The organism is Ensifer sp. ENS07 (assembly GCF_014852185.1).
GTDB lineage: Bacteria > Pseudomonadota > Alphaproteobacteria > Rhizobiales > Rhizobiaceae > Ensifer > Ensifer adhaerens.
Map to the genome: position 1 here is coordinate 991,075 of NZ_JACVBE010000002.1, position 17,059 is coordinate 1,008,133.

The following is a 17,059-nucleotide window of genomic DNA, read 5'->3' on the forward strand; positions in this document are numbered from 1 at the left end:
GAACGCCCGAATTTCCAAATCGCCGGCGCCATACGCGCCGGCGTTTTTCGTTGCGGGACGCGGTTACTCCCCGAACGCCTGGGCCAGCGGCTGGTCGACGAGATTGTCGATGAACCAGTTGGGATAGACAGGCGCCGGCACGGTCTCGGCATCGAGCGCCGAGATCTCCGGCGCCGTCAGAGCGAGATCGGCGGCGCCAAGATTGTCCTTCAACTGGTGGGGCTTGGAAGCGCCGAGCAGCACACTGGTCACCGCCCTCTTCGAAAGCAGCCAGGCGATCGCCACCTGGGCGACACTCGCCCGATGTTCGCCGGCGATGCCGCGCATGCGCTCCACCAGCTTGAAGCCCTGCTCCTTGTCGAAGGGCAGGATGTCGAAGCCGGAATAGCGGTTGTCCGGATCGCCGAGATTGTCGCGGGTGTACTTGCCCGAAAGGAAACCCGAGGCGAGTGGGCTCCACACCGTCAGCCCCAGCCCATAGCGCTGCATCATCGGAATGACGTCACGCTCGACGTCGCGGCCGAGCAGCGAATAGTGCATCTGGCCATGGGTGAAAGGTGCCAGTCCGTTGGCCTTCTGGATTTCGAGGGCCGCTGCCACCTTCCAGGCCGACCAGTTGGAAAAGCCGATATAGCGTACCTTGCCGGAGCGCACGACCGCGTCGAGCGCTGCGAGCGTTTCCTCAAGCGGCGTATGCGGGTCTTCCTTGTGGACGATATAGGCGTCGATCCAGTCGGTTGCGAGCCGCTTCAGGCTCTGGTCGACCGACCAGAGAATGTGACGGCGCGACAGACCGGCCTGGTTGAGCGACGTGCCGGTGCGGAAACCGACTTTGGTGGCGATCACCACCTCGTCGCGACGTGATTTGAGCGCCGCACCCAGGATCCGCTCCGACTGGCCGGAGGCATAGGCGTCGGCGGTGTCGAAGAAATTGATGCCGGCATCGAGCGCCTGCCCGACAAGGGCGTCGGCAGCCTCGGCATCGGTCTTGTAGACCGCGCCGAGGCTGCGGTCGCCGGCAGTAAACGTCATCGCCCCGAAGGCGAGGCGCGAAACCACCAGACCGGTATTTCCAAGCGTCGTATATTGCATGTCGATCTCCATCCTCTGAAAGACAGGTTGCCGTTGGACAGATCATGCCGAAGTGGATTGCGGTGAAAAACCACCGCCTTCTTGATGGGCTTGGAAGAGTTGCTTCATAATCGCCGGATGGCGAACGACCCTTTCAACGGACTGAGAGAGTTTCTGGCGGTGGCAGAAGCAAAGAGCTTCACCGCAGCAGCGGCGGCGCTCGGCGTCACGCCCAATGCCGTCAGCCAGACGATCAGGGCGCTCGAAGCCCGCCTCGGCCTCCAGCTTTTCGTGCGCACCACCCGGCGCGTTGCTCTGACCGAGGCGGGCCTCGCCTTCCTGAAGCGCGTACGTCCCGCCGCCACCGAGATCGCCGACGCCTATGAGTTGCTCGGCGATTTTCGCGACCGGCCGATGGGCAATCTCCGGCTGACCGTGCCGCGCATGGCCATCCCACTTGTGCTGACGCCCCTCCTGCCGCGGTTTCGCCAGGCCTATCCAGACGTTTCCGTCGAAGTCTCCATCGACGATGCGGCCGTCGACATCACCGAACATGGCTTCGATGCCGGTATGCGCATCGGCGAAGCGGTCGAGCGCGACATGATTGCCGTCCGGCTGACGCCTGACATCACGTGGGCCGTGGTCGGTTCGCCCTCCTATTTTGTCAAGCACGGGCGGCCGTCGACACCCGAGGACGTGACGCGCCACGAAGCCGTCCGCTATCGTTATCCGGGATCCGGCACGATCTACCGCTGGGAGTTCGAGCGCGAGGGGCGCGACGTCTCGGTCGATGCTCCGGGCGCCCTCACCGTCAATGATTTTCAGATGCTCATGGAGATGGCGGAGGCCGGCACCGGGCTTGCCTATCTGCCGGATCTTTCGGTGCGCGACGCCGTTGCGAGCGGCCGCCTCGAACGGGTGCTCGAAGCCTATCTGCCGACGTCGCCAGGTCTGTTCATCTATTTCCCCGCCAAGGCCCAGACACAGCCAAAACTGCGGGCCTTTCTGGACCTGGCGGCAAAAGTCATGCGGGAGCGGACATAGTTCCGCAGCTCACCGTCCACGGAAAACCACGGCACAGGCCTCGCCGCCGCCAAAGAGCCGGGAGCGCGTCAGGAAACGTCTCTCCCGTCCGTTGTCGAGCGAAAACATGCCGCCCCTGCCCGGCACCACGTCGATGATCAGTTGCGTGTGTTTCCACACTTCGAACTGGCTGGCGCTGATATAGACAGGCACGCCGCCGATCTCGCCGAGCTTCACGTCATTGTCGCCGACGATGTAGTCATCGGCCGGATAACACATGGGCGACGAGCCGTCGCAGCAGCCACCGGACTGGTGAAACAGGATATCGGGGTGATCCCGCCGGATTTCGGCGATGAAGCCGAGCGCCGCATCGGTTGCAAGCACGCGGGGTTCGCCGATTCCGCTGGATCCTATGAGTTCAGTGGACATTCGCGAGCCTCACTGTTCGAGAGCATTCTGCAAAAAGCCGGCTGAGGCGCGGGTGGAGAGCACGCCTCAGCCGTTGATCGAGCGAGAGGTAAAGGAGGAGAACACCCTCCCTCCCGCTCCTGTCGCCTTCCCCAGGCGGCGGGGAAGGCAGATCCAATCAGAAGAAGCCGAGCGCCTTGGGGCTGTAGCTCACCAGCATGTTCTTGGTCTGCTGGTAGTGATCGAGCATCATCTTGTGCGTCTCGCGGCCGATGCCGGACTGCTTGTAGCCGCCGAAGGCCGCATGCGCCGGATAGGCGTGATAGCAATTGGTCCACACACGCCCGGCCTGGATCTCGCGGCCGAAGCGGTAGCAGCGGTTGGCATCGCGGCTCCACACACCGGCTCCGAGGCCATAGAGCGTGTCGTTGGCGATCTCCAGCGCTTCGGCCTCGGTCTTGAAGGTGGTGACCGAAACGACAGGCCCGAAGATCTCCTCCTGGAACACGCGCATCTTGTTGTGCCCGCGGAAAACGGTCGGCTTGACGTAGAAGCCTTCCGACAGCTCGCCTTCGAGCACATTGCGGCCGCCGCCGGTCAGCACCTCGGCGCCTTCCTGTTTGCCGATATCGATGTAGGAGAGGATCTTTTCGAGCTGTTCGCTCGACGCCTGCGCGCCGATCATCGTGGCGCTGTCGAGCGGATTGCCCTGGCGGATCGCCTCGACGCGTTTTACCGCCCGTTCGATGAAGCGGTCATAGATGCTCTCCTGCACCAGTGCGCGGCTCGGGCAGGTGCAAACCTCACCCTGGTTCAGCGCGAACATGGCAAAGCCTTCGAGCGCCTTGTCGAAGTAGTCGTCGTCTTCGGCGAGCACATCGGCGAAGAAGATGTTCGGCGACTTGCCGCCGAGCTCCAGCGTCACCGGAATAAGGTTCTGGCTGGCATATTGCATGATCAGCCGCCCGGTCGTCGTCTCGCCGGTAAAGGCGATCTTGGCGATGCGCGGGCTGGTGGCGAGCGGCTTGCCGGCTTCGAGACCGAAACCATTGACGATGTTGAGCACGCCGGCCGGAAGGAGATCGCCGATCAGCTCCGCCCAGACGAGGATCGACGCCGGTGTCTGCTCCGCCGGTTTCAGCACGACGCAGTTGCCGGCCGCAAGTGCCGGCGCCAGCTTCCAGGCGGCCATCAGGATCGGGAAGTTCCAGGGGATGATCTGACCGACGACGCCGAGCGGCTCGTGGAAGTGATAGGCGACCGTGTCATGGTCAATCTCGCCGATCGAACCTTCCTGGGCACGGATGCAGGCGGCGAAATAGCGGAAATGGTCGATGGCCAGCGGAATGTCGGCGGCCATGGTCTCGCGGATCGGCTTGCCGTTGTCGAAGGTCTCGGCCCGTGCCAGCAGTTCGAGATTGTCCTCCATCCGGCCGGCGATCTTCATCAGGATGTTGGAACGCTCGGCGGCCGAGGTGCGGCCCCATTTCTCGCGGACGGCATGGGCAGCATCGAGCGCCAACTCGATATCGGCGGCATCCGAGCGCGCCACCTGGCAAAGCACACCGCCGGTCACCGGCGTCGTATTGTCGAAGTAGCGGCCGGCCACCGGCTCGCGCCATTCCCCGCCGATGAAGTTGCCGTATTTCTGTTTGAACGGGCTTTCGACGATCTTCTGATGCAGCATGCTCATTCCTCCCTGAGACCCAGCAATGGAGCTGTGAGGAGGAGCGTGGAGCGGTTCGGTTGTCTTCGATAGTGAGGCGTGATCGCCCGCGACGCGATCTGTTTCAGAATTGAGACAGCCAGGCGCCAGCTACTGTGCTGCAACGCAGCAAACGGGAACGGACACGATCGGAAGCTGCACCTCATCCCCCTGCCGCTTGCCCCTTCTCCCCGCGAGCGGGGAGAAGGGGCAAGCGGCAGCCCCCACGTCCCAATCAACGTAGTCACCCAAGCACGAAGACCGCCGTAAGGCACGTCCCCTCTCCCCGTATGCGGGGAGAGGGCTATGGTGAGGAGCAGATCGAGAATGTTGTGCGGTCAGTTGACCTGAAGCCGCTTCATCTTGCGGTAAAGCGTGGCGCGGCTGATGCCGAGCAGATCGGCCGCCATGGAGACATTGCCGTTGGCGCGCGAGAGCACCCGTCGAAGCGCAGCACGCTCCGCATCGGGAAGCTCGCCGGCATCACCCGACGTATCTTCCCGCAGAAGGTCAGAGGCCGGAACTCCGGCGGCAATGCGTTTGTCGTCGAGATCGAGCCATTGCCGGGCTGCACGCGTTGCGCCTAGCACGAGGTCGTCGCGGTCGACGGCGAGAAGCGCCGGCCCGGCGCGATCGACCGGGACCAGCACGATGCGCGCGCTGGCAAAGGCGCGACGGAAAAGGCCTGCCTCGATGCGCGCAGCCGCGTCGCGCACCGCCTGCGACAAGAGCGACATGGTCATTTCGGAGGCGTCCGAGCGGCAGGTGGAGATATCGATGGCCGCGGCCAACCGGCCGAGATGGTCGCGGATCGGCGCCGTGGTGCAACTGAGGCCGATATTGCTGCTGAGGAAATGCTGGTCGCGCTGGATGACGACGGCGCGCTCGTCGGCGATCGCGGTGCCGATGCCGTTGGTGCCGACGCTTGCCTCGCTCCAGACCGTACCCGACCAGAGCCCGACATCGCGAAAATCGGCATCGTCGCCGACGGCGCCGCGGCGTTCCAGCGCCACGCCCTTGTCGTCAGTCAAAAGCAGGCAGCAGCCGGCCCGGCCGACGGTGGCGAACAGCCGGTCGAGTTCACCGCCCGCTTCCAGGATCAGCTCGGCCGACCTCTGCCGGGCAAGCTCGAACTCCGCGCCGGACAGTCTGAGCGGCTGACGCCCCTCCTCGGGTGCCAGCCCATGCAGCGTCATGCACCGGCGCCACGACGCGGCGATCGGCGAACTGGCAGCCGCCGACGGCTGGTGCGCAACCTTGTAGACATAGTCTGAATGTTCCCTGACGGCAGCCATCGGCTTCCTCCCTGAAAGCGTCGTCCGGCGAAATGTCGACACGGCCGATCTCCCAAGCAGGCCGCATCCACGGGGGCCACTATAGCCGTCGTTTTCCGCGAAGGTCCAGCCAGACGAAGGTTCGAGAGCCGGCGCCTGTCAACGAGTTTGATCGGTGGATCACGCCGCCGATATCGACAGAGCGCCCGAATGTGCTACGCGAAAGGATCAAATTGCCGCGACTCAACCTCACAACAGCCGGTTGCCGCCATGCTTCGTGACTTTTCGCTCCAGAGCCTGTTCATGGGCCTGCTGATCGCCTTCGTCGGCTTCGCCAGTTCCTTTGCCGTCGTGCTGCACGGGCTCATCGGCGTCGGCGCCAGCGAAGCGCAGGCAGCCTCCGGGCTGATGGCGCTGTCGATCTCCATGGGCCTTTGCGCCATCGTCATCAGCGCCGTGACGCGGCTGCCGGTCAGCATTGCCTGGTCGACGCCGGGCGCCGCCTTGCTTGCGAGCGCGGGCATCGTCGAAGGTGGCTTTAATGCCGCTGTCGGCGCCTTTCTCGTCTGCGGCCTGCTCGTCGTCGTCGCCGGCCTCTGGAAACCGCTCGGCCGCCTGGTCTCCTCCATCCCGGCGCCGCTCGCCAATGCGATGCTGGCCGGCGTGCTGCTCAGCCTCTGCTTTGCCCCTGTCAAGGCGATCGCCTTCAATCCGCTTTTCGGCCTGCCGATTCTCATCGCCTGGGCACTCGTCGGCAGCATCAACAAGCTCTATGCAGTGCCCGCCGCGCTGATCGCCTTCGTGCTGGTCATCACCTTCGGCGTCGAAATCCCGGCCGGCGCCTTTTCCGCCCTCTCCTCGGCGCTGGTACCGACCGTGGAATTCGTGATGCCGCAGTTCAACGTCGCGGCCATGATCAGCATCGCCCTGCCGCTCTTCATCGTCACCATGGCCTCGCAGAACATTCCCGGCATCGCCGTGCTGAAGGTCAACGACTATCACCCGGAGCCGGGACCGCTGTTTGCGACGACCGGCGTCTTTTCGATGTTGAGCGCCCCCTTCGGCGGCCATGCGGTCAATCTGGCTGCAATCACGGCCGCCATGTGCGCCGGCGGCGATTCCCATCCGGATCGCAACCGGCGCTACTGGTCGGCGATCAATGCCGGTGCCTTCTACATCCTCTTCGGCCTGCTTGCCGGCGTCGTCACCACCTTCGTCAGCCTTGCGCCGTCGATCCTGATCGAGGCTGTGGCGGGCCTTGCCCTCGTCGGTGCCTTCGCCGGCTCCGCCATGGCCGCCTTTACGGACCCGAAGACCCGTGAGGCGGCCGCAATCACCTTCCTCGTGACCGCGTCCGGCGTCAGCTTCGGCGGTGTTTCTGGCGCCTTCTGGGGGCTGATTGCCGGCGGTGCCATGCTGGCGCTCGCACGTTTCACCGGTAAAAAGAGCTGAAACCGCGGCAAAGCTTGCATTTGCGGGGGATCTCGTCTATGGAGCGCCCGTCCGCGTAGACACCCTTGGAGGCAACGCGGATGAAGTCCTTGCGGCTTCAGTTCTTCCGCATGGCGGTCGAACTCTCCAGCATTAGACACAGAAAGGTCTATCCATGAGCCACGCATCCTACGAGCTCAAGGCCGAGACGCGCGAACGGGTTGGTAAGGGGTCCTCCCGTGAACTTCGTCGCAACGGTCTTATCCCGGCTGTCATCTACGGTGACAAGCAGGCCCCCCTTTCCATCGCGCTCTCCACCAAGGAAGTGACGATGAAGATCCACGCCGGCGGTTTCATGACCACCGTTGCAACCATCGACGTCAACGGCGAAAAGATCCGCGTCCTGCCGAAGGACTACCAGCTGGATCCGGTCCGTGACTTCACGATGCATGTCGACTTCCTGCGCGTCTCCAAGGACAGCCAGGTTACCGTTGCAGTTCCGGTTCACTTCGAAAACGAAGAGAAGTCCCCGGGCCTCAAGGCTGGCGGCGTTCTCAACATCGTTCGTCACGACGTCGAACTCAACGTTTCGGCTAACGACATTCCGGAATTCCTGACCGTTGACCTCTCCGGTCTCAAGGTCGGCGACGCCATTCACATCTCCAACATCAAGCTGCCGAAGGGCGCGACCCCGGTTATCACCGACCGCGACTTCACCATTGCAACGATCGTTGCTCCGGCCGGTGGCGTGAAGGAAGAAGCCGAAGGCGAAGCAGAAGCCTGATTGGCCTCTGGGCGACCGGCGAAAGCCGGTCCCGCCACACTTCATCGAAAGCCCGTCCCATTCGTTTGGGGCGGGCTTTTTGCATTGGCGGCTGCCCGCCGTCACTCGGCCGCATCGATGCCGCGCCCCACGAATTATCATGAAGCGATTTCAGCAACATTTAAGATTTTGATGATGTTCTTCTGACGGGGAAAATGGGCTTGTCTGAAGAGAATCCTGATATGAGATGGGTGGCAGCTGCTTCTGAGGCGTGCATGCGATGATGCACTCCGTGGAGAACCGGTTTATTGCGATTGTCTGCGGCGCGATGCTCGTCTTCATTGCCCCGCTGCTTGCACTCTTTCTCAGCATCTCCAGCGATCGCATTGCACGCGAGCGCCTGCACAACATCGAACTGTTGATGGCCGCGAGCGCCGAGGCGCTCGGCAAGCCCATCTGGGACTTTGACAGTGACGCCATCAAGCACATCGCCCGTTCGCTGATAAACGGCACCGACATCCTCTCCGTCACCATCCGCGACCAATCCGGATCGATCCTCGCGCAGATGCCGCTGGGCGGCGTGTTGCCGAGCACCAAGGACCGGGTCCTCATCCTGCCCATTTCCTACCAGTCGGTCGATGGCATGAAAGAGGTCGGACGCATCGAAGTCAGGGTCCCGACGCCGGGTCTGCTGTCGCAATTCAGTAAGGACGAACTGGCGATTCTCGCCATCCTGCTTTTTGCGGTCGCGATCGTCTTTGCCGCTGCGCTCGTCGGCAATCGCTTTACGGTGATGCGCCCGCTGATGCGCCTGACCGCCGCGATCGAGGCTACGCGCCGGCTCGGGTCTCGCCACCGCGTCGACTGGACCTCCGACGATGAAATGGGCGCACTCGCCGCCAACTTCAACGAGATGCAGGACCGCCTCGAGCGCGAAGAGACCGAGCTGAAGAACGCCCATGAGCGCGTCACCGACATCTACAACCTGACGCCGGCGATGCTGTTTTCGCTGGATGTCGACGGGCGCCTGCTCGCCGTCAGCGACTATTGGCTGCTGGCGACCGGCTACAGCCGCGACGACGTCGTCGGGCGCGACTTCATCGATTTCGTCGATCCGCACTGGCACGAAACCTATCGCAGCCACGCCAAGACGATCGCCGTTGCCGATCACGCCATCCGCGAAGTGACCGTTCCCTTCCGCAAGGCGGATGGCGAAGCGATGACCGTGCTGATCCAGGAGACGAAGGCGACCGGCGAGAGCAGCCTGTCGCTCTCGGTCATGACCGACGTGACCGCGCTGAAGCAGGCGGAAAGCCGCAACCACACCCAGGCGATCACCGATCACCTGACCGGCCTGTTGAACCGCCAGGGTTTCGAAGCCGCGCTCGACGAGGCGATCACCGAGGCCGATCAATGCGGCATGCAGCTCGGCTGCCTGTTCATCGACCTCGACCGCTTCAAGTGGATCAACGACAATTTCGGCCATGCCGCCGGCGACGAAGTGCTGCGCCAGACGGTCGAACTCATACAGGCCGCCCTGCCGCCCGGCGACATCATGGCCCGGCTCGGTGGCGACGAATTCGCCATCCTGCTTTCCGATCCGAACGCCGGGAACCTTGCGGCCGAGATCGGCGAGCGCATCGTCACGGCGCTGCACGAACCGATGGCGATCGCCGGCAACGAGCTTTTCGTCAGCGCCAGCGTCGGCATCGCCGTCTACCCGACTCATGCCGAAAACGCCTCCGACCTGCTGCTGAAGGCGGACATGGCGATGTATGCGCGCAAGCACGACGGCAAGAATGGCCTGCAGGTGTTCGACGCCGGCATGCTCGACGCCTCGCGCGAGCGCCACGAGATCGAGCAGTGCATCGAAGCCGGCCTGAAGGACGATCACTTCGAAGCCTGGCTGCAACCGATCGTCAGCCTCGCCGATGGGCAGATCGCCGGCTTCGAGGCGCTGATGCGCCTCAACCACCCGGAAAAGGGCCTGATGGCGCCCGGCAAGATCATCGGCATCGCCGAAGAAACCGGCATGATCGCCCGCATCGGCGACCAGATCCTTGAAAAGGCAATCCGCCATCTGGCAGCGATCTCCGAGCTCGACGGCACCCAGAACACCTATCTCGCTGTCAACTTCTCACCGCTGCAGTTCGAACTGACGCTGCCGCACAAGCTCGCGGCCCTGCTTCTGAAGCATCATATCTCGCCGAGCCGGATCGTCGTCGAGATCACCGAAGCGGTGCTGATGCTCGACAATCCGGAAGTTCACTCGGTGCTGAAGCAGCTCAACGAATTCGGCTGCCGCATCGCGCTCGACGATTTCGGCACCGGCTATTCGTCGCTGAGCTATCTCAACCGTTTCCCGGTCGATATCGTCAAGGTCGATCAGTCCTTCACCCGGTCGCTGAGCTCCGGCACCGCCGATATCCGCCGCAAGAGCCGCATGCTGATCAAGGGCATCCGCACGATCTCGCACCAGATGGGCTGCACCGTCGTTGCCGAAGGCATCGAGACGAAGGAACAGTGGCAGCTGCTGCGCAAGCTCGGCGTCGATTGCGGCCAGGGCTATCTCTTCAGCCGTCCGATGCCGGTCGACCGGATGCTGGCCATGCTCGAAAGCGACTCCGAGGCAAAAGCGGCTTCCGCACCCAGCATGCGGGCATGAGTTCACCCACCTGGTTCCCTGGGGCGCGGGAGAGCTTTGGGGCCTAAGGTCGAGCACAGGCCGGGGATAGAAAGAAAGATCCGTCGCAAGGCGGACGCAGAAGAGGAGGAAAAGATGTGAAGGCGCTGATCGCAGCATTATTCCTTGGTCTTGCAACGACGGCCGAGGCTCAGACGATCAAGTTCGTCACCGAGGAGTATCCGCCTTACAACTTTTCGACCGGGGCCGGCCCGAGCGGTGCGGCCGTCGACCAGGTCAAGCTCATCATGGAGCGCCTGAAGCTGCCCTATACGATCGAGGTTCTACCCTGGGCGCGGGCTTTCATGCTGGCCGAGACCGATCCCGCCTATTGTGTTTTCACCACCGGCCACGACGCCGAGCGCGACCGAAACTTCCAGTGGGTCGAGCCGCTGCTGATCGACCACATGGTCATGGTCCGGCAGGCCGGATCCGCCATCGCGCCGGCATCGCTGGAGGACGCGCACCAATATACCGTGGGCACGCAGCGCGAGGATTTTTCGGCGTCCTATCTCAAGGAGCACCGCTTCCCCAAGATCGACTATGCGGCCAATCTCGACTCCAGCCTGAAAAAGCTGCTCGCCGGCCGGGTCGATCTTTTGATGACGTCCGAGAAGACCTTCGAAAGCATGCGCAGCGAAGGCAAACCGATAGAGGCGGCGCTCGTGCTGGAAGGCAAGCTTTACGGCATCGCCTGCCATCGCGACTTTCCCCGCGATATCGTCGCCGCCATGCAATACGAACTCGACCGGCTGATCGGCAACGGCACCCAGGATGTGATCTTCAAGCAATATGGGCTCAAGCCCAATGCCAGCCTGCAGGCGGAGAAATAGGCGTTGACTTCCGGGGGGCGCGGTGTTTTTGGATGGCATCACCCCGAAATCATGAATGCGCAGCACCATGTTGATCATCGTAGGGCTTGGCAATCCAGGTTCGAAATACGCCGCCAACCGGCACAATATCGGCTTTATGGCGGTTGACGTCATTCACCGCCGGCACAGCTTTTCCTCCTGGTCGAAGAAGTTCAAGGCCGAGATCGCCGAGGGCGACATCGGCGGCGAGCGCGTTCTGTTGATGAAACCGCAGACCTACATGAACCTGTCCGGCGAAGCGGTCGGCGAGGCCATGCGCTTCTACAAGCTGCAGCCGAAGGACATCACCGTCATCTATGATGAACTCGACCTGCCGTCCGCCAAGGCGCGCATCAAGGTTGGCGGCGGCCATGGCGGGCATAACGGCATCAAGTCGATCGACGCCCATTGCGGCAAGGACTATCGCCGCATGCGGCTTGGCATCGGCCATCCCGGCGTCAAGGATCTGGTGCATGCCCATGTGCTCGGCGATTTCGCCAAGGCCGACCAGGCCTGGCTGGTGCCCCTGCTCGACGCCATCGCCGACAATGCCGACATGCTGGTGCGCGGCGAGGATTCCCAGCTTCTGAACAAGATCGCGCTTGCCACCGGCGGCAAGCCGGAGGCGGAAAAGGCTGAAGGCCCGAAGAAGCAGGGCGCGCAATCACATATCCGCCAGGCGCGCAATTCCGCCCAGCCGAAGAAGCTGCCGGCAACCGGCCCAATGGCCGACATGCTGAAGAAGATGTTCGGCTCGAAGAACGACTAGCTTCCCCAATCCGGAACGCGCCCTAGCTTGTCCAGTCGAAACGGGTCAGATCGACCCGATGGCACAAGCCTGGAGCACGCCCGTGACCGACCCGGTGATTGACTGGCTTCTCGCATCGGATCCCGCAATTCGCTGGCAGGTGATGCGCGACCTGCTGGACGCCCCAGATTCCCTATGGAATGCCGAACGGGCCAAGGTGGAGACCGAAGGCTGGGGCGCCAGGCTTCTCTCGCATCAGGATGACGATGGGCAATGGGCGGCAGGCGCCTTCATTCCCGCCGGTTTCGACGCGCACGAGTGGACCGAGCACGGCCAGCCCTGGACGGCAACGTGCTTTTCGCTGTCGCAGCTGCGGGAGTTCGGTCTCGACCCTTCGTCCGATCGGGCCCGACGAACCGTCGACCTGATCGGCGCCAATTCGCGCTGGGACGAAGGCGGCCAGCCCTATTGGCAAGGCGAAGTCGAGGAGTGCATCAACGGCCGCACCGTTGCCGACGGCGCCTATTTCGGCGTCGACGTTTCGCGGATCGTCGACAGGCTCGTCGGCGAGGCCCAGGCCGATGGCGGCTGGAACTGCGAACGGGCAAACGGTTCGCTCCGGTCCTCCTTTGCCACCACCATCAACGTGCTCGAAGGCTTGCTTGCGTTCGAAAGGGCGACCGGTGGCACGCCACAGTCCAAGGCGGCGCGCCGGGCCGGCGAGGACTATCTGCTCAAGCGCCATCTCTTCCGCCGCCTGAGCACGGGCAAAGCCGCCGACGAACGCTTCCTGTGCCTCTGCCACCCGAGCCGCTGGCGATACGACATCCTGCGGGCGCTCGATTACTTTCGCGCCGCGACGCTCCTTTGCGGTGCGGCACCTGATCCACGGCTCAGCGAAGCGATCGGCCATCTGCGTTCGAGGCGGCTCGAAAACGGCGCATGGCCGCTCGACTGGCGCCCCGCCGGAGGCGTGTGGTTCGACGTCGATGACGGGGTCGACGCCCCTTCGCGGTGGGTGACGCTCAAGGCGATGCGCGTGCTCAAATGGTGGGACGCCCACTTGCCGTGAAGGCGGCGCGCCTGAGCACAGTCCGTATCCATCCATCACCCGGGCCTATGGGCCGCCAGAAAGATCCGCACCGCCTCCGACGCATGGGCTCGGAGCACCTCCGGCGTCGGAATGGCGCTGTCTCCGAGCAGCATGGCGTCATTTACCGGCCCGCCCATGACCAGCCAGTTGAAGAACCCGCCGGCGACCTCGGCGTCCTTCACCCGAATGTCGCCCTTCTCGCCATAGCGCCTGAAGGCGACCGCCAGCCGCCGGATCGAGCGCATCGGCCCGCGCTCGTGCAGCGCTTCGCCAAGCTGCGGAAACCGCTCCACCTCGGCGATGACGAGACGGCGAACCTGCATCAGCCGCGGCGTCATCACGATCGTCAGCAACTGCGTGGCATAGTCGAGCAGGAAGTCCTCGATCCGCGCGTCGCCATCGGGATCGGCCACCTGCTCCTGGAATTCGTCGCCTGCTCCCCCCGTCATGCTGCGCACGACTTCGAGAAACAGCGCCTCCTTGTTCTGGAAATGGGAATAAACCGTCTGCTTCGACACCTCCGCCGTCGCGGCGATCTCGTCCATGTTGGTGCCGAGAAAGCCGTGCTTGAGAAAGAGATCACTGGCTGCAGCCACGATCAGTTTGCGGGTGCGCTCCATGCGCGTCTTTGCGCCATTGCTCAAACCTGCCCTCCCCCTGCCGTATCTCACCAAATCACTTGGCTTACAGAATAGGCCAGTCGGATTGACAAATCAAACTGGACGGTCCAGTCTAGTTAGTGAAGTCGGATCAGGAGATGGCCATGGCCAAACCACAGGAAAGACATCGCATTGCCGCCTGCCGCTGCGGGTTAGTTGCCTTTGAAGCCGCCGGCGAGCCGATCGTCGGCGCCGCCTGCTACTGCACCAGTTGCCGCACCGCCGGCGAGCGTTTCGAGGCCTTGCCGGAGGCGTCGCCGGTCATGGAAGCCGACGGCTCGACGCGGTTTGCGCTCTACCGCAAGGACCGGATCCGCTGCGTCAGGGGCAGCGACCTTCTGCGCGAACACCGGCTGACGCCGGAAGCGCCGACGCGCCGGGTCATCGCCAGCTGCTGCAACTCGGCCATGTTCCTGGAATTCAAGGGCGGTCACTGGCTGAGCGTCTACAACCAGCGTTTTGCCCGGGACGAACAGCCGCCGCTCGAAATGCGCACGATGACGAAGGATCGCAAGGCCGGCGTCGAGTTTGCCGACACGCTGCCGAGCTACAAGACACATTCGGGCCGCTTCATGTGGCGGCTTTTGACCGCCTGGGCGGCGATGGGATTCAAGGCGCCGAAGATCGACTATGTGAAAGGCGAGGCCAATGGCATCCCAGGCTGAGAAGATCGAGATCGAAAACATCGTCTCGCCCGGCCACAAGTACCGCGTCGACCGGATGAAATACGAGGCGATGCGTGAAGCCCTGCTCGCGGTGCTGCCGCCCTCAGCACCGGGCCTGACCGTGGCGGACGCGAAGGAGCAGCTTCTGCCCTTGCTGCCGCAGGACCTTTTCCCCGGCGGAGCGAAGGCGGGCTGGTGGCTAAAGGCTGTACAGCTCGATCTCGAAGCCAAGGGCACGATCGAGCGCGAAGCGAGCAAGCCGCTTCGCCTGCACAGGAAGCCATGAGGCAGGCCGATGGCCGCCGGGCATTTCCCCGGCCGCCGCCAACTATTCATGAGGCCTGCTAGTCCTCCGGCTCGGTGGTGAAAAGCAGCGGGAAACCCGCTTCCTTGGCGAGATCGGTTGCTTCCTTGGCCTTGGTTTCGGCGATGTCGCGGGCGCAGACGACCACCACGCAGCTCCCCATCTTGTGGGCCGTCATCATCACCCGGTAGCCCGCCTCCTCGCTCATATGGAACACGGCCTTGAGCACGCCGACGACGAACTCGCGCGGCGTGTAATCGTCATTGAGCAGCATGACCCTGTAAAGCTTCGGCCGATCGAGCTTCGGCTTCACCCTCACTTTGACTTTTCTGGCAACCTCGTTGTCACTCATCGGAACCACCCCGTTGATGACAGATTGGCCGGCACCACCGCGGGGCAGAACCGCCTCGGCGCACCGTCAGACGCACTGGCGCCGAAGGCGCACTATCCTACGGGCGCAGGTGCCGATCAAGCAAAAGCAAGCGCACGGACGCAGGCGGAGATCAGCGCCTCCCCCAATGGCCGACGAACATCGCTGCTGCTTCGTCATAGGAGCGGGCTTTTTCCAGCGCCGCCCTTGCCTCTTGCTTGCGCGCCAGCAGCGCATGGAAGAAGCAATGCACGAAAAGCGGCGCGTCCGCTCCTTCCGGCGAGCCGTCAGGCGCAACGTAGAGGGCCGCCCCTCCCTTTTTGACAAAGGCATCGCCGTAGCGCTTGCCACCGGTCTCGCAGCAGGTGCTGAGCACGATCTTGCCGTCAAGCCTGGCATGTTCGGCGATAACGGCGGGCGGCAGGCTGCCCTCGATGAGCATCGAGGTGTCGATTTCCTCGATGTATTCGCCAAAGACGAAGCCGTTCTCGTCGCCGTGGCCGGAAATGATCAGGTGCTGGTGAACGAGCTCGCCGCCAGCGAGCAAGGTCAGGAAATCGCCTGGTGTCCCCGGCAGATGCAGCGTGACGACGGCGCCCATGCTTTCGAGCGTCGCGCGGATCAACAGCGCCTCGAGTGTGTCGCCAATATCGACGACGGCAACCGGCACGCGCGGAAACAAGAACTTCTGGTCGATCAATGCGGGGCTCCTCAATTTCTTGGCCGCCGAACAGGGCCGGCGAAAATCCGAGCGCATATGCGGCCCGAAGAGCACGCGTTCAACGGCCTCGACCCCTTATTTACCGTGAACAGGGCCTGCGCCCTTGACCGGGGAGCGCCCTTCCCGCATAGCCACGCCAACGGAATTTTAAGATACGGACGAGACCCCATGGGCTTCAAATGCGGTATTGTCGGACTGCCGAACGTCGGCAAGTCCACGCTCTTCAACGCACTCACCAAGACGGCAGCGGCGCAAGCGGCCAACTATCCCTTCTGCACCATCGAGCCGAACACCGGCGAAGTGGCGGTGCCGGATCCGCGCATGCGCAAGCTGGCCGACATCGCGAAGTCGAAGGAAATCATCCCGACGCGCATCTCCTTCGTCGACATCGCCGGCCTGGTGCGCGGCGCATCGAAGGGCGAAGGCCTCGGCAACCAGTTCCTCGCCAACATCCGCGAAGTGGACGCCGTGGTTCACGTGCTGCGCTGCTTCGAGGATGACGACATCACCCACGTCGAAGGCCGCATCAATCCGGTCGCCGATGCCGAGACGATCGAGACCGAGCTGATGCTCGCCGACCTCGACAGCCTCGAGCGCCGCACCGAGCAGACCCGCAAGCGCGCCGGCGGCAAGGACAAGGATTCGATGGCACAGCTTCCGATCATGGAAGCCTCGCTGAAGCTTCTGCAGGACGGCAAGCCGGTCCGCACGCTGCTTTCGACGCTCGATGCCGAAGAACTGCGCATCCTGCAGGGTCTCAACCTCCTGACCGCCCATCCGGTCCTCTATGTCTGCAACGTCGCGGAAAGCGATGCCGTCGACGGCAACGAACACACACGCGCGGTGGCCGAAATGGCCAAGGCGCAAGGGGCGGAAAGCGTCGTGATCTCCGCTGCCATCGAGTCGGAAGTGGCGCAGCTGCCGGAAGAAGAAGCCAAGGAGTTCCTGAGCGCGCTCGGTCTCGAAGAAGCCGGTCTCGACCGACTGATCCGTGCCGGCTACAAGCTGCTCGACCTCATCACCTATTTCACCGTCGGCCCCAAGGAAACGCGCGCCTGGACAATCCAGCGCGGCACCAAGGCTCCGCAGGCCGCCGGCGTCATCCACACGGACTTCGAGCGCGGCTTCATCCGCGCCAACACCATTGCCTTTGAAGACTACATCGCACTTGGCGGCGAAGTGGGCGCCAAGGAAGCCGGCAAGGCCCGCGACGAAGGCAAGGAATACGTCGTCCAGGACGGCGACGTCATCCACTTCCGCTTCAACACGTAAGACCTGTCGGTCTGATCC

Annotated in this window: 17 protein-coding genes; 10 read left to right on the forward strand and 7 right to left on the reverse strand. The window is 63.4% G+C overall.

Annotation, left to right across the window (positions count from 1 at the left end):
* Positions 1-63: 63 nt before the first annotated feature.
* The gene (locus tag IB277_RS11995) at positions 64-1,092 is read right to left on the reverse strand and encodes an aldo/keto reductase (RefSeq protein ID WP_090298554.1); all 1,029 of its coding nucleotides are present in this window, start codon (positions 1,090-1,092) and stop codon (positions 64-66) included.
* A gap of 117 nt (positions 1,093-1,209) precedes the next feature.
* Here IB277_RS11995 and IB277_RS12000 point away from each other — a divergent pair, with 117 nt between their 5' ends.
* A complete protein-coding gene (locus IB277_RS12000) occupies positions 1,210-2,115 on the forward strand; it encodes a LysR family transcriptional regulator (RefSeq protein ID WP_090298476.1) in 906 nt (301 codons plus the stop codon).
* Positions 2,116-2,124: 9 nt separating this feature from the next.
* Here IB277_RS12000 and IB277_RS12005 read toward each other — a convergent pair whose 3' ends face one another.
* The 3 genes from IB277_RS12005 to IB277_RS12015 all read right to left on the reverse strand — a co-directional run bounded on the left by IB277_RS12005 (position 2,125) and on the right by IB277_RS12015 (position 5,502).
* Positions 2,125-2,523 (reverse strand): DUF779 domain-containing protein, encoded by a 399-nt coding sequence (locus IB277_RS12005; RefSeq protein WP_060581759.1) that lies wholly within the window; start codon positions 2,521-2,523, stop codon positions 2,125-2,127.
* Between the two features lie 157 nt (positions 2,524-2,680).
* Complete coding sequence (gene adh / locus IB277_RS12010) at positions 2,681-4,189, reverse strand: aldehyde dehydrogenase (protein WP_090298472.1); 1,509 nt, start codon at positions 4,187-4,189, stop codon at positions 2,681-2,683.
* A 356-nt stretch (positions 4,190-4,545) separates the two neighbouring features.
* On the reverse strand, positions 4,546-5,502 hold the full coding sequence (locus tag IB277_RS12015; RefSeq protein ID WP_060606738.1) for a helix-turn-helix domain-containing protein: 957 nt from the start codon (positions 5,500-5,502) through the stop codon (positions 4,546-4,548).
* 249 nt (positions 5,503-5,751) lie between these two features.
* On the opposite strand from IB277_RS12015, the gene IB277_RS12020 reads away from it, so the two are divergent.
* The 6 genes from IB277_RS12020 to IB277_RS12045 all read left to right on the forward strand — a co-directional run bounded on the left by IB277_RS12020 (position 5,752) and on the right by IB277_RS12045 (position 13,029).
* On the forward strand, positions 5,752-6,933 hold the full coding sequence (locus IB277_RS12020) for a benzoate/H(+) symporter BenE family transporter (protein ID WP_060606735.1): 1,182 nt from the start codon (positions 5,752-5,754) through the stop codon (positions 6,931-6,933).
* Between the two features lie 154 nt (positions 6,934-7,087).
* A complete protein-coding gene (locus IB277_RS12025; protein ID WP_034788765.1) occupies positions 7,088-7,696 on the forward strand; it encodes a 50S ribosomal protein L25/general stress protein Ctc in 609 nt (202 codons plus the stop codon).
* Between the two features lie 259 nt (positions 7,697-7,955).
* Positions 7,956-10,340 (forward strand): bifunctional diguanylate cyclase/phosphodiesterase, encoded by a 2,385-nt coding sequence (locus IB277_RS12030; RefSeq protein ID WP_089045004.1) that lies wholly within the window; start codon positions 7,956-7,958, stop codon positions 10,338-10,340.
* Positions 10,341-10,456: 116 nt separating this feature from the next.
* Positions 10,457-11,191 (forward strand): ABC transporter substrate-binding protein, encoded by a 735-nt coding sequence (locus IB277_RS12035; RefSeq protein WP_090298466.1) that lies wholly within the window; start codon positions 10,457-10,459, stop codon positions 11,189-11,191.
* Positions 11,192-11,258: 67 nt separating this feature from the next.
* A complete protein-coding gene (gene pth, locus IB277_RS12040) occupies positions 11,259-11,978 on the forward strand; it encodes an aminoacyl-tRNA hydrolase (protein WP_034789041.1) in 720 nt (239 codons plus the stop codon).
* 58 nt (positions 11,979-12,036) lie between these two features.
* Positions 12,037-13,029: a squalene cyclase gene (locus IB277_RS12045; protein WP_090298463.1), complete on the forward strand. Its 993-nt coding sequence runs from the start codon at positions 12,037-12,039 to the stop codon at positions 13,027-13,029.
* A gap of 35 nt (positions 13,030-13,064) precedes the next feature.
* Here the strand turns inward: IB277_RS12045 and IB277_RS12050 are convergent, their stop codons facing one another.
* Positions 13,065-13,694: a TetR/AcrR family transcriptional regulator gene (locus tag IB277_RS12050; RefSeq protein ID WP_244546799.1), complete on the reverse strand. Its 630-nt coding sequence runs from the start codon at positions 13,692-13,694 to the stop codon at positions 13,065-13,067.
* Between the two features lie 119 nt (positions 13,695-13,813).
* Between IB277_RS12050 and IB277_RS12055 the strand changes: the two genes are divergently transcribed.
* Both IB277_RS12055 and IB277_RS12060 read left to right on the forward strand, forming a co-directional pair.
* The gene (locus IB277_RS12055) at positions 13,814-14,374 is read left to right on the forward strand and encodes a GFA family protein (RefSeq protein WP_244546798.1); all 561 of its coding nucleotides are present in this window, start codon (positions 13,814-13,816) and stop codon (positions 14,372-14,374) included.
* A complete protein-coding gene (locus IB277_RS12060; protein ID WP_034788781.1) occupies positions 14,358-14,660 on the forward strand; it encodes a hypothetical protein in 303 nt (100 codons plus the stop codon). Before IB277_RS12055 ends, IB277_RS12060 begins: the two co-directional genes overlap by 17 nt.
* Before the next feature lie 58 nt (positions 14,661-14,718).
* Here IB277_RS12060 and clpS read toward each other — a convergent pair whose 3' ends face one another.
* Together clpS and IB277_RS12070 are read right to left on the reverse strand one after the other, a co-directional pair.
* Positions 14,719-15,030 (reverse strand): ATP-dependent Clp protease adapter ClpS, encoded by a 312-nt coding sequence (gene clpS / locus IB277_RS12065; RefSeq protein ID WP_034788786.1) that lies wholly within the window; start codon positions 15,028-15,030, stop codon positions 14,719-14,721.
* 151 nt (positions 15,031-15,181) lie between these two features.
* Complete coding sequence (locus tag IB277_RS12070) at positions 15,182-15,748, reverse strand: hypothetical protein (RefSeq protein ID WP_034788801.1); 567 nt, start codon at positions 15,746-15,748, stop codon at positions 15,182-15,184.
* A gap of 189 nt (positions 15,749-15,937) precedes the next feature.
* On the opposite strand from IB277_RS12070, the gene ychF reads away from it, so the two are divergent.
* Positions 15,938-17,041 (forward strand): redox-regulated ATPase YchF, encoded by a 1,104-nt coding sequence (gene ychF, locus IB277_RS12075; RefSeq protein ID WP_034788804.1) that lies wholly within the window; start codon positions 15,938-15,940, stop codon positions 17,039-17,041.
* The last annotated feature ends 18 nt before the right edge of the window (positions 17,042-17,059 follow it).

Bases quoted from the DNA above. Each gene is read 5' to 3' on its own strand.
- IB277_RS11995 (WP_090298554.1), bottom strand. From the start codon at position 1,092: ATGCAATATACGACGCTTGGAAATACCGGTCTGGTGGTTTCGCGCCTC.
- IB277_RS12000 (WP_090298476.1), top strand. From the start codon at position 1,210: ATGGCGAACGACCCTTTCAACGGACTGAGAGAGTTTCTGGCGGTGGCA.
- IB277_RS12005 (WP_060581759.1), bottom strand. From the start codon at position 2,523: ATGTCCACTGAACTCATAGGATCCAGCGGAATCGGCGAACCCCGCGTG.
- adh (WP_090298472.1), bottom strand. From the start codon at position 4,189: ATGCTGCATCAGAAGATCGTCGAAAGCCCGTTCAAACAGAAATACGGC.
- IB277_RS12015 (WP_060606738.1), bottom strand. From the start codon at position 5,502: ATGGCTGCCGTCAGGGAACATTCAGACTATGTCTACAAGGTTGCGCAC.
- IB277_RS12020 (WP_060606735.1), top strand. From the start codon at position 5,752: ATGCTTCGTGACTTTTCGCTCCAGAGCCTGTTCATGGGCCTGCTGATC.
- IB277_RS12025 (WP_034788765.1), top strand. From the start codon at position 7,088: ATGAGCCACGCATCCTACGAGCTCAAGGCCGAGACGCGCGAACGGGTT.
- IB277_RS12030 (WP_089045004.1), top strand. From the start codon at position 7,956: ATGATGCACTCCGTGGAGAACCGGTTTATTGCGATTGTCTGCGGCGCG.
- pth (WP_034789041.1), top strand. From the start codon at position 11,259: ATGTTGATCATCGTAGGGCTTGGCAATCCAGGTTCGAAATACGCCGCC.
- IB277_RS12045 (WP_090298463.1), top strand. From the start codon at position 12,037: ATGGCACAAGCCTGGAGCACGCCCGTGACCGACCCGGTGATTGACTGG.
- IB277_RS12055 (WP_244546798.1), top strand. From the start codon at position 13,814: ATGGCCAAACCACAGGAAAGACATCGCATTGCCGCCTGCCGCTGCGGG.
- IB277_RS12060 (WP_034788781.1), top strand. From the start codon at position 14,358: ATGGCATCCCAGGCTGAGAAGATCGAGATCGAAAACATCGTCTCGCCC.
- clpS (WP_034788786.1), bottom strand. From the start codon at position 15,030: ATGAGTGACAACGAGGTTGCCAGAAAAGTCAAAGTGAGGGTGAAGCCG.
- ychF (WP_034788804.1), top strand. From the start codon at position 15,938: ATGGGCTTCAAATGCGGTATTGTCGGACTGCCGAACGTCGGCAAGTCC.